The following is an 11,548-nucleotide window of genomic DNA, read 5'->3' on the forward strand; positions in this document are numbered from 1 at the left end:
TGGCGAGCGGTCGAGTTTCTGCCAAGAGGCAAATTCTCTACGTGTCGCCGTCTCGGTCGGCTTCAGTTCGGCTTCTCACGTAACCGACCGCATCACTTCCGGCCCCCAGCACGAGTCCCAGGACGGCGCCCATGATGCCGGTGCCGATCGCGCTGTCACCAGGTTCGTAGCTGTTTCCCAAGAAACCCCACGTGGCTCCTGCCGCTGCGAGAGAGAGCGTCCCGATCAGCCAACGCCAGCCCACCGTCACCTAGACCATCTCCCGCCCGCCGATGTCGTGACGCGATCCTTCCGGAAAAGTCGTCCTTCCGGCGCCGACGGGACGTGCGGACGCCGATCGGGGGCGCGGGGTGCGGTTCCGTGGTGCCCGGGGTCGGTGCGGGCGACCCCGGGCGAGGGGTCAGTGGTGCAAGACGGGCGTGACGCGGGCGCCGGTGGCGCCGAAGTTGACGACGGAGTCGCCGCCGTCGGGGACGGCTCGGCAGAACGCGCCGCCGTAGCCGTCCGGGAACGCGAAGACGCCCCAGACCGCGGACCAGTCGGTGCTCTCGCCGGTGGCGGGGTCCAGGACGGGTTCGCGGTTCGGGACGATGCGGCGCTGCGCGATGTACGGCTCGCGGAGGCATTCGGTGACGGTGTCGGCCCATTCGCGGTCGTCCTGGTCCCAGCCCGCGCGGACGCCGTGGCCGGACAGGCCCGCGATCGGCTTCAGGATGGTGGTCTCCCGTTCGGCGCGGACACGGTCGGCGAGCTCGGGGGTGAGGCGGCGGGTCCAGGGCAGGACGCGGTCGACGAGGGCCCGGTCGCCGGGGGGCAGGTCGCATTCGGAGAGCATGGCGAGGCAGCTCTTGTAGCCGAACATGCCGTTGCTGACGGGGGTCCACAGGACGACCCGGCCGTCCTCGTGGGCGCGCTGCACCGTTTCGGCGGGACGCTCGTTGCGGTCGTCGCGCGCGATCTGGTTCGAGCTGTAGTAGCGCAGGACGAGGTCGATGGGCTTGCCGTGCAGGTACAGGCGGCCGTTGCGGGTCTGCACCTGGTCGACCTCGCCGTAGACGAGGTCGATGCCGTGGCGGCGCATCGCGTCCTGGAACGAGCGGTGCAGCGTCTCGTACGCCGCGATCCCGCCGACGCCTTCGAGCGTCGCGACGACCGGGGCGTCCTTGCCGGTGGCCCGGACGAACTGGCGTGCGATCGCCGCGGGGGTGCCGACGTGCGTGAGGCCGTGGTCCTCGGCGAACGCGCGGAACGGCGGGGTGGCGAGGAGGGGGCGGTTGACCTCGCTGATGTCGACGCCGCCGAGTTCGCTGCCGACGTTGAACTCCATCAGCCGGTAGCCCGATCCGTCGTGGTAGAGGTCGGCGCGTCCGTAGAGGATGGGTTCGCCGGAGAAGCGGGTCATGATGTCGATGCGTCGTTCGTCCATGCCGAGCGCGGCGCAGAACGCGCGGACGTCCCCGCCGAACAGGCGGTCGGGCAGGGACGTGAGCAGGCGGAAGAGCGCGGACAGGTCGTCGGCGGCGCCGCGGATCTCCGCCTCGTCGCAGAACATCGGGCGGGGCAGCAGGTGCTTCCCCCAGGCCGCGGCGAGCGGTTCGGGGAGTTCCGCGGACGCCATGACGGTGCGGAGGGCGGGGTCGGCGGCGCAGGCGTCGAGGTACTTCCGGGTGACCATCAGGCGTCGGCCTCGACGTCGAGGTCCCGCTCGATGGCGCGGATGGCCTCCCGGTCGGCGTGGACCTGCGCGGAGTCCTCGTGGGCGAGGATGATGTAGCCCATCGTCATGCTGGCGAACAGGTCGGTGCTGGCGTCGACGTGGTCGCCGGTCTTCACGAGGTGGACGGGCGAGTGGTAGCTGGGCAGGTCGCGGGCCGCGTCGTAGATCTCGGCGTTGCGGACGATCCCGGTGGAGTGCGACATCAGGAACACGGCCATGACGTTGCGGTGCAGCGTGTAGCCGGGCGGCAGTTTGGGGCCGAGGCCGCGGCACACGTCGACGATGCGGGTGACCTGGCTCTCGCCGGTGGCGATCTCGGTGACGGCGGGGTTGCCGGCGCCGGCGAGGCGCGCGTTGACCTCCAGCAGCCGCGGCCCGTCCGGGGTCATCATGATCTCGGTGTGGGCGGCCCAGTTCCGCAGCCCGACGGCGTCGAGCGCGCCGAGCCCGTATTCGATCAGCTCGCCGTACGCGTCGGTGTCGTAGGGGAGCCATTCGACGGAGTCGTACACCGCGATGCCCTCGCCGTACGGCACCCGCCGGTACTTGATGATGTCGGTGATGGAGTGCCGCCCGTCGTGGCTGACGGTGTCGATGGCGTACTCGACGCCGGTGAGCTGCTCCTGGACGAGCACCTCCTCGGCGACGACGTCGAGCTTGTCGCGGGTGCCGAGCATCGCGTCGAACCGTTCGCGCCAGCCCTCGCCGCCGGGCGCGCGGCTCACCCCGACGGTGCCCGCGCTGGTCGGCGGCTTGATCACCAGGTCGCGGCCGGCGAGTCCCTCGCGGTCGATCCAGGCGGCGACCTCGGCCGGGTCGGTGGTGCAGATCTGCTTGGGGACGGGCAGGCCGGCGTCGGCGAGGGCCCGGTGCATCAGGTACTTGTGGCGGCGGGCGTCCACGAGCGCGGGGTCGTTGGAGTATTCGGGGGCGAGCGCGTCGGACAGGCGCTGCGCCTCCTGCAGCGCCGCCTCGACGCCGGGGATCACCGCGATGGGCTTCAGCGCGCCGAGCCGGGCGATGGTCGCGTCGATGTCGCCGTGGTGGTTGATGACGGCGTCGTACTCGGCGGGGTCGTGCGAGGAGTGCAGCGGCCCGAGGGACGGGCCCGCGTAGTCCATGACGGCGACCGGGCTGAAGCCCGCCCGGCGCAGCGCGGGGGCGACCATCGCCGCCGAGGTGAAGGGGCGGACGATCGCGACGACCGGCTTGTCCATGGAGTTCCACCTTCGTTCGGTTGATGTGTCGGTCATTCGGCGGCCGGGGCGAGCGCGGGTTCCTCGGCGGCGGGACGGCGGCGCCCGGTGCCGGCGCCCGCGGCGACGCACGCCGCGGCGGCCAGGCCGCACGCTCCGGTCAGCACCCAGACCCCGGCGCCCCAGGCCTGCCACGCGGCGACGCCGATGATCGGGCCGAGGGCGTAGCCGGCCTGCTGGGGGACGGCCGCGGCGGCGATGTAGCGGGCCCGCAGGGCGGGCGGGGCGATCAGTCCGGGGTAGGCCATCATCGACGGTGCGGCGATGACCTCCCCGAACGTCCACACGACGGTCGCGAGCACGAGGACGGCGACGGGTGTCGGCCCGGCGTAGATCAGGTGGCCGATGCCGAGGACGGCCATCCCGATCGTCATCGGCAGCCCGATCGGGAGCCGCTGCGTCCATTTCGACAGCAGCACCTCGAACACGATCACGATGGCGCCGTTGACGGTGAGCAGGATCGCGTACACCTGCTCGCCGTGCCCGTTGCCCGTCACGTACAGGGGGAGGGCGGCCGACCCCTGGATGTAGGCGACGGCGGTGAGGAAGAGGCCGAGGACGACCAGCATGAACCGCCGGTCGGCGGCGACCTGCCGGTATCCGGTGCGCCCGCCCGCCGCGTCGTCGCCGCCGCCGGGTTCGGGGTCGCCCTTCAGCACCAGGTAGGCGACGATCCCGAACGCCAGGGACGTCGCAGCGTCGACGTAGAACAGGGCGTCGTAGGACGCGTACGCGAGGAGCAGCGCGGCGCCGAGCGGCCCGAGCGTCGCGCCCACGTTGAACGTCAGCCGCAGCACCGCGAAGACCATGACGTGCCGGTCCTTCGGTGTCAGCTCGACGACCCACGCCATCGCCGCCGGACGGTACGCCTGCGCGGTCATCCCGGCCCCGGCGGCGACGGCGGCGCCCACCCACATGTTGGGGATGTGCACGAGCCCGGCGGTCAGCACGGCGGTGCCGGCCATCGACCCGATGATGACGCGCCGGTAGCCGAACCGGTCGGCGGCGGCGCCGCCGACCGCGGACCCGGAGATCCGGCCGATCATCAGCGCGGTCAGCACGACCCCGGCCTGCCAGGCGGAGAATCCGCGGTCCGTCAGGTACAGCACCAGGAACGCGTTGAGGAACGCGGCGAGGTTGCTGATCAGGTTGCCGAGGACGAGGACCCGGACCGTGCCGTTCATCTGCCGCAGCGTGGCGATGATCGTCGGCGGCGCGGCGTTCCCGGGCGTGCTCACTGCGCCGGCTCCAGCGGGGTTCCGGTGAAGGCGAAGAACCGGTCGGCGTCGGTCACGGCGGCGGCGGTCTCGTCGAGCGTGTCGCCGACGGCGATGACGTAGCCGCTGCGGGCCAGGCCGTACGGTGGGAGCCGTATCCGCATGCCGGGTTCGACGGCCACCCGGATCTCCGTGATCGGCGGGCGGACGAGCTCCTCGCGGGCCGCCGCCGACGTGATCTCCATGTCGTGCGCCGGGTACCCGAACCGGATGGACGCGGCGCGCGGCGGCCCGCGGAACACGACGGTCGGCGCGCGGCCCGCGACGACGTCGGCGGCCGCGAGCGGCGCGTCCACCCCGGAGGTGAGCCGCCCGAGGTAGGGGATCATCCCGCCGCCGAGCCGCACGTTGATCTCGATGACCTGCGGCCCGTCGGGGGTGAGCTTGAACTCGATGTGCGTGTACCCGTCGGTGAACCCGACGGCGTCGTGCGCCCGCCGCAGCGCGTCCCGCAGGTCCGGGTCGTGCAGCAGCGGGTCGGCCGCGTCGACGTCGTGGCCGATCTCCTCGAACGCCATCCGGCCGTCCCCGAGGACCTTCCGGGCGATGATCAGCGGCGTGCAGGTGCCGCGGTGGAGGACGCATTCGACCGCGATCTCGGGTCCCTCGAGGAACTCCTCGACGAGCACGTAGTCGTCGAACTGCCGGATGCCGCCCATCCGGACGCCGTCGGTCAGCGCGAACGCCGCGTCCAGTTCGTCCGGCCCGTGCACCTTGCGGACGCCCATGCTGCCGCCGAGGTTGCGGGGTTTGAGGATGACGGGGTAGCCGACGCGGTCGGCGAACGCGCGCGCGTCGTCCAGGGTGGAGACGGCGAGGGACGCGGGCTGCGGCAGTCCCGCCGCCCGCAGCGCCGTGCGGGTCGCGCTCTTGTCGCGGCACCGCGCGACGGCGTCCGGGTCCAGGACGGGGAAGCCGAGCGCGGCCGACAGGTGCGCGGACGTCTCGATGTAGACCTCGTCGTAGCAGAACACGCCCGCGACCTCGTGGTCGCGCGCCACGTCCCTCGCCGCCGCGGTGAGCTTGTCGAGGTCGAGGCAGTCGACGACGGTGTGCCCGGCGATGTAGGGGTCCTCCCAGGTGGGCGGCGCCGGGTTCAGCAGCCACAGCCGGTACCGGGCCGACACCGACTCCAGGATGTAGGCGCGGTACACCGAGTAACTGCTCGCTATCAGAAGCAGGAGCGGACGCTCCCCGCTGTCCTGTGTCATACGAACCTCATTGTCGGATCACGTGGGCTAGAAGTAGTCCTCGAGGGAGCCGCGGCGGCGGACGTCCAAGGTCGCGCAGTGGAAGCCGCCGCCGAAGGTGTTGACCGTGCGGAAGGGCACGGGGATGGGGGTGAACCCCTCTTTCTCGAGGAGCCGGATGAGTTCGGTCTCCTGGGCCTCGACGAAGATGCGGTCCTGGTCGAGCATCAGGGTGTTCATCGCGATCCAGCGGCTGCAGAAGTACATCGTCTGGTCGGCGGGGATGGCGGGTTCGGGGCAGACGAGGACGTCCCAGTCGGCGAACATCTCCGGCAGTTCGGGCACCCGCTCGGGGTTGATGAGGACGCGCCCGGGCCGCAGCGGGACGAACGTGGCGTTGAGGTGCATCGGGTGGTCGTCGAGGAACGCGACCTCGTGGACGCGGAACTCGTCGCCGAGGAGGCGGCGCACCCAGTCGATGCCGAAGTGGTTCGTGACGTGGCTGCGCTGGACGAGGATGTCGCGGCCGAAGCGCATGAAGTCGCCGGCGTCCACGATCGGCTCGAACTCGGTGATGACGGACGTCTCGGGCGGGAACGGGTTCGCGGGGTCGGGCGCGGCGGGTTTCGCGGCGGCGTAGCCGGGGTTGTAGGACGCGTCCGTGAGCTGGGGTTTCGGGGCGGCGACCCAGCGGGCGCCGCGCCGGAAGTAGTCCTTGAAGATCGTCCGGAAGGGGTGGGTGGCGAAGTAGTAGGACCGCCAGCCCATGGTGGCCTCGACGATCTGGTCGCCGGCGACGAGGGCGATGTCGCGGGGGAAGGTGTGGGAGGAGCCGCCGGTGGACGACCAGTCGGCGGTGCCGAACGCGGCGGACTGGTCGACGGGGTCGGGCCGCCGGACGGTGACGCCCTCGGCCTCGAGGATCGCGGCGAACCCGTCGAGTTCGTCGCGGGCGGCGTCGACCTGGTCGGGCGGGAAGGGGCCGCCGCCGTTGCGCCGGTAGAAGTCCCACGCCTCGGGCGGGACGGTCGCCTCGATCGCGGGGTGCCAGGGCGGGACGGCGGCGCCGTCGACGACGCCGACGATGACCTCCTCGAGCGGGTCCCACTCGTTGTAGGACGAGACGGGCGACGATTCAGGCATCGTGGCTCCTTTCGGCGGTCCGGGCGGCCACGCGGGCGCGGGGTGAGACGGCCTTGAGGCCGTGCAGGCGGTGCGCGGGGACGTGCAGGACGTCGCCCTTCTCCAGCAGGTGGGGGTGGTCGGTGGCCCACGCGTACACGTGGACGGCGCCGTCTTCGACCTCGATGAGCCGGTCGGTGTCGTGGACGCCGGTGGTGAACGGGTCGTCCGGGCGCAGGGTGGTGACGGACGCGTCGTCGCGTGCGGCGATCGGGGGGTCGGTGTGGGCGTCGAGGGTGTCGGCCCACGCGATCTGGGCGCGGAAGTCGTCGTCGCCGAGGCGGAGGAGGAGTTTCGTGTCCTCGATGCCGCGCACGAGTTCGGGGATGACGAGTTCGCCGTGCGCGCGCGCCAGCCCGAGGAGGAGGTTCTCGTAGGTCATGCGCCCGTGGTGGACGTCGATGTGGGCGTGCTCGTCGCAGTACTTGGCGTCCACGCGGTCGCCGTAGACGGCGCGGAGCATGGCGCCGGTGTCGGCGAAGCCCTGGGCGAACAGCCACTCCAGGTAGGTCACCGCCGCCATGTAGCGGAACATCCCGCGATGGTCCTCGGTGAGCCAGTTGAAGTAGTTGACGCCGATGAGGGAGCTGGTGAGGTAGAAGTTCCAGTAGGCGTGCAGGTCGGTGCGGAGGCCGACGCTGGCGAGCATCTCCTTGAAGATCGTGCTGTGCTTGGCGCCGTAGACGCCGTACCCGAACTCGTCGTTGAAGATCTTGAAGAGTTCGGACTGCTCGGTGCCGTAGGACCCGCCGAGGTTGCGGGCCATCGCGGACGCCTCGGTCAGCGCGTCCAGCGCGAGCTGGATGAGGTGCAGGCCCGCGGCCTCCTCGGGGTGCCGGCACTCGACGATCGCGCGCATCGTGCCGCCGACCGGCGCGGACGCGTCCACGGCGGGGTTCACGCCGGACGCGTCCGCCGGGGCGCCCGCGCCGCCGACCTCGGCGAGGAAGTACTCCTGCAGGTCGTCGAGGGTCCGGACGGGCGGGGCGGGGACGGCGTCGTCGAGGAACGAGAACGCGTAGCGTTCCAGTCCGGGACGGACGGCGTCGCGGAGCCGGCGCACCTCGTCGCCGTAGAAGAGGTCGAAGTCGTCCTTGGCGGTGGCGAGCCCGGCCGCCGGGAGGAGGATCATGTCGCTCTCGTAGGCGTTGCACAGGATCCGCCCGGCGGCGAGCTGGCCGGGTCCGAGGAACTCCGCGAGGGCGGCGGGGGCGGTGCGGCCGGCGAGGGCGTCGATCGGGCCGATCGGCCGCCGGTACGGGTTGCCGGTGATGTAGACGTCCGGTCCGGGCTGGAAGATCGGCTGCGCGCAGTAGGCGGCGAGCGCGGACGACTGCGCGGTGTCGGTGATCGTCATGCGGTCTCCTCGGCGGGCGCGACCTCGAAGCGGACGTGCCGTCCGTCGTGCAGCGCGGTGACCGCGACGGGGTCGCCGGGCTGGACGAGCGGCGGGACGGGGAGGCACTGGATCGCCTGCTTCCAGTGCGACTCGACGCCGGGCGCGTTCGTGAGCGTGACGCCGGGCACGAGGTCCATCTCGAACCAGAACGCGATCGCGTGCAGCCGCCCGGCGGAGGTGGGGCGGACGCGCAGTTCGGTGCGCTGCGGGGACGCGTCGGCGGTGCGGAAGTCGAAGTCGAAGACCCGCAGCGGCTCGGACAGGGTGCGGTGCTCGTGGCGGTGCAGCCGGGAGTCGAAGTACTCGAGGGTCGACAGCCGGTTGAACGGCGCGAGGTCGAATCCGTGGAGCTTGCCGACGTGGTTCTTGCGGTGCAGGGGGACGCTCTCGACGAGCTGCGCGTACACGCGGGCCCGGTACGGCATGATCGTGGCGTCCGGGGCGAGCAGGTGCTCGCGGGCGTGCGCGATGGTGCCGAGGATGCCCTCGCCGAGCAGCCCGCAGTCGACGATCTCGGTGACGAGCAGGTCGGCGCGGCGCGGCAGGTCGCCGGGGACGGTCATCCGGGTCGACATCTTCGGGACGACGCGGACCGTGTCGTCGTATCCGGCGGTGCGGACGACCTCGACGGCGGTCTCGGCGACGGACGGCTGGCCCTCGCACGCGACGACGCCGCGGGCTCCGGCGCGCGCGGCCATCATCGCGAGCAGCCCGGACCCGGCGCCGATGTCGAGGACGAGCGCGTCCGGGTTCGCGGTGACGGCACGCCGGATCGCGTGGTCGTAGCGTTCGGCGCGCTCCTCGTCGTGCAGCATCTCCCAGTGCCAGCGCGGCACGGCGTGCCGGACGGCCCGGTTGTGGCCGAGCAGCGCCTCCTGGTTGTGCCGGTCGACGCCGAGGATCAGCCGGTAGGCGCGCGCGGCGTCCTCGTAGCGGCCCTGGTCGTGGAGGTCGCTTCCCCAGGCGAGGAACTCGGCGACGTCGAACGCGGGGACGGCGTCCTGGGCGGGCGCGGTGTCACGGGTGAGGGTCACGGCCTGGCCTCCCGGGCTGGGGGTGGACGGTGTCAGCGGCATGCGGGCTCCCGGCCGGTCGTCTCGGGGTCGCCGGTGCCGGGCGGGAGGTTCGCGAGGACCTCCTTGTGCAGGACGGACACGGGCGTGTCGTCCGCCGTGCCGTCGGGGAGGACGACGACGGCCTCGTCGCCGGTGCGGACCATCGGGAGGCAGCCGCGGCGGAGCGCGGCGACGCCGACCCGGGTGCCGTGCCACGGGCAGGCGAGCCGCCGCCCGTCCGGGGTCGGGCGGGCGAGGGACAGCGGGCCGCCGCGGTGGGGGCAGTGGTCGCGGACGAGCAGCGGCGGGCCGCCCGCGCGCAGGACGAAGTACCGGTCGTGGCCGACGTAGAGGGTGTTGTGCCGGCTCAGGTCGATGACGATGACGCGGGCCATCGGCTCCTCTTCGGAAGGTCGGCGCGCGCGGAGGCGGGCGGGTCGCGGGCGGGGCGCGGGCGCGCGCGATCCGCCGCCCGTCCGGGCGCGGGTGGGAACGGGAGTCGGCGCGCTCTCAGGCGCGCGGGGGAGCGTGGCGGGTCATCCGTCCTGGTCGGCGGGCGGTGCGGCGGGTGGTGCGGCGGTGGGGTCGGCGGGGGGTTCGACGGGGTGGGCGAGGCAGACGGCCTCGGGGGTCGCGGCGCGCAGGCCGTGGAGGCGCCCGGCGGGGACGAGGAGCACGTCGCCGCGCGCGAGCCGTTCGGGCGGCCCGGTCGGGGTGGCGACGAGGTCGGCTTCCCCGGCGGTCATCTCCAGGACGACGTCGGCGTCGCGGGTGCGGGTGCCGAAGGGGGCGTCCGGGGTCAGGACGATCCGGTCCGGTTCGGCGCCGCGCGCGGTGCGGGCGTCCGCCGCGAGGTCGCGGTGCCGGGTGAGGTCGTCGGACCAGCGGATCTGCGCGGCGGTGTCCTCCTCGAACCAGCCGCCGACGAGCCGGGCCTCGGCGACGCCGCGGAGCAGTTCGGGGACGACGCGGGGGCCGTGCCGCTCGGCGAGGGCGAGCAGGACCTGGTCGCGGGTGATGCGGCCGTGGTGCTCGTCGATGTGCGCGTGCTCGTCGCAGTAGTGCAGGTCGACCGCGTCGCCGAAGATATCGCGGAAGACCTTGACCATTTCGACGAATCCGGGGGCGAAAACGGCTTCCGCGTACGTTACCGCGCCGGCGTACCGGAAGAATTTAGCGTGGTCGCGGGAGAGGTAGTAGTAATAGTTGTTCGTGGCGAGCGGCCCGGCGAGATAGAAGTTCCAGTACGCGTGCACATGGGTCGCCATGGCGCGGCTGCGCAGCAGCTTGGCGAAGATCGTGGTGTGCTTCGCGTCGTGGACGCCGTACCCGAATTCGTCGATGAAGATCTTGAACAGGGCGGACTGCTCGGGGCCGTACGCGCCGGCGAGGTTGCGCGACATCGCGGACGCCTCGGTGAGGCCGTCCAGGGCGAGCTGCACCACGTACAGGTCGGCGGCGGTCCGGCGGTCGTGGGCGGCGGCGACGGCGGCGAGCGCGGGGGACGGGCCGGTCGCGGCCTCGGCGACGACGTGCCGGAAGTAGGAGTCCAGGACCTCGACGGTGTCGGCGCCGCTGACGTCGACGGCGCCGGCGAGGCCCCCGAACGCGAGGCGTTCCAGTTCGGACAGCGAGCTTTCGCGGAGTTCGCGCAGGTCCTCGCCGTAGAAGCGGTCGAAGTCGTCGTGCAGCGCGGCGAGCCCCTGTTCGGGGAGCAGGACGGTCTCGGCCTCGTAGAAGGTGCCGAGCAGCCGGTGCGCGGCGAGGGAGCGGTGCGCGGACGGCGCCGCGGCGGTGAGCGGCCGGGCGAAGTCGCCGGCGGCGAGGGTGCCGGGGGCGAGCGCCCGGCGGTACGGGTTGGGGGCGTGCAGGACCCGGGCGTCACCGCGGAACAGCGGGTCGCGCGCGAACGCGAGGAGCCGCTCTCCCAGGGTTCCGCCGGCCCGTTCTCCGGCAGGGGTGACCTGAGATTGGATAGTCATTTATTTGTACCGTTCACCTGACTACGCGTGGGTGGGTGTAGTGAAAGGTGTGCGGAGGGCGATTGTGTCGGCCCGGGGTGCATCAAACGGTTCTCGATTTGCGTGGTCGGCGAACCTATAAGACATTGATCACCGCAGTGGCCCCCTCACCTCGTCGTGAAAGACCAATTCACCGGTCGGCCGGAACGTTAACAGCGGTCTTCCGGGTGATCAATGAACGGAGTGTGACGGACCGCACGACGTCCGCATCGCCCGCGTGCCTCTTGACGGTTCCGCCCCGTTCGGCAAGGGGCGGCGGGGCGGTGCGGCGCCGCGCGCGGGGCGCGGCGCCGGATCGTCGGCCTGACCTCGGAGGCCGATGGCGGAGGGCCCGGCGGAGCGGTCCGGACGGACGGCCGCCGCGTGCGGCGCACGGGGGCGCGCGGGCGCGCGTTCGGCCGTCCGGTCCGGGTGTCGGTCGTCCGGATCGCTGTCCGGATGCGGACAAGGG

Annotated in this window: 9 protein-coding genes; all 9 read right to left on the reverse strand. The window is 72.4% G+C overall.

What is annotated here, in order from left to right:
* Positions 1-400: 400 nt before the first annotated feature.
* A complete protein-coding gene (locus tag ACFQ11_RS03640) occupies positions 401-1,675 on the reverse strand; it encodes a hypothetical protein (protein ID WP_378296317.1) in 1,275 nt (424 codons plus the stop codon).
* On the reverse strand, positions 1,675-2,934 hold the full coding sequence (locus tag ACFQ11_RS03645; protein ID WP_378296318.1) for an ATP-grasp domain-containing protein: 1,260 nt from the start codon (positions 2,932-2,934) through the stop codon (positions 1,675-1,677). Before ACFQ11_RS03645 ends, ACFQ11_RS03640 begins: the two co-directional genes overlap by 1 nt.
* Before the next feature lie 32 nt (positions 2,935-2,966).
* Entirely contained in the window at positions 2,967-4,211 is a 1,245-nt protein-coding gene (locus ACFQ11_RS03650) for an MFS transporter (protein WP_378296319.1), read from the reverse strand.
* Complete coding sequence (locus ACFQ11_RS03655; RefSeq protein WP_378296320.1) at positions 4,208-5,461, reverse strand: ATP-grasp domain-containing protein; 1,254 nt, start codon at positions 5,459-5,461, stop codon at positions 4,208-4,210. Before ACFQ11_RS03655 ends, ACFQ11_RS03650 begins: the two co-directional genes overlap by 4 nt.
* Before the next feature lie 27 nt (positions 5,462-5,488).
* The gene (locus ACFQ11_RS03660; RefSeq protein ID WP_378296321.1) at positions 5,489-6,583 is read right to left on the reverse strand and encodes a serine/threonine protein kinase; all 1,095 of its coding nucleotides are present in this window, start codon (positions 6,581-6,583) and stop codon (positions 5,489-5,491) included.
* Positions 6,576-7,979, reverse strand: a complete 1,404-nt coding sequence (locus tag ACFQ11_RS03665) for an iron-containing redox enzyme family protein (protein ID WP_378296322.1) — start codon at positions 7,977-7,979, stop codon at positions 6,576-6,578. The genes ACFQ11_RS03660 and ACFQ11_RS03665 overlap by 8 nt, the downstream gene beginning before the upstream one ends.
* Positions 7,976-9,055, reverse strand: a complete 1,080-nt coding sequence (locus ACFQ11_RS03670) for a 50S ribosomal protein L11 methyltransferase (RefSeq protein ID WP_378296323.1) — start codon at positions 9,053-9,055, stop codon at positions 7,976-7,978. The genes ACFQ11_RS03665 and ACFQ11_RS03670 overlap by 4 nt, the downstream gene beginning before the upstream one ends.
* A gap of 32 nt (positions 9,056-9,087) precedes the next feature.
* Positions 9,088-9,471: a Rieske (2Fe-2S) protein gene (locus ACFQ11_RS03675; protein ID WP_378296324.1), complete on the reverse strand. Its 384-nt coding sequence runs from the start codon at positions 9,469-9,471 to the stop codon at positions 9,088-9,090.
* Positions 9,472-9,612: 141 nt separating this feature from the next.
* Positions 9,613-11,058, reverse strand: a complete 1,446-nt coding sequence (locus ACFQ11_RS03680) for an iron-containing redox enzyme family protein (RefSeq protein ID WP_378296325.1) — start codon at positions 11,056-11,058, stop codon at positions 9,613-9,615.
* Positions 11,059-11,548 lie beyond the last annotated feature (490 nt).

Origin of the sequence: Actinomadura sediminis, from assembly GCF_042675525.1 — a bacterium.
In the GTDB taxonomy this organism is placed as follows: Bacteria; Actinomycetota; Actinomycetes; order Streptosporangiales; family Streptosporangiaceae; genus Spirillospora; species Spirillospora sediminis.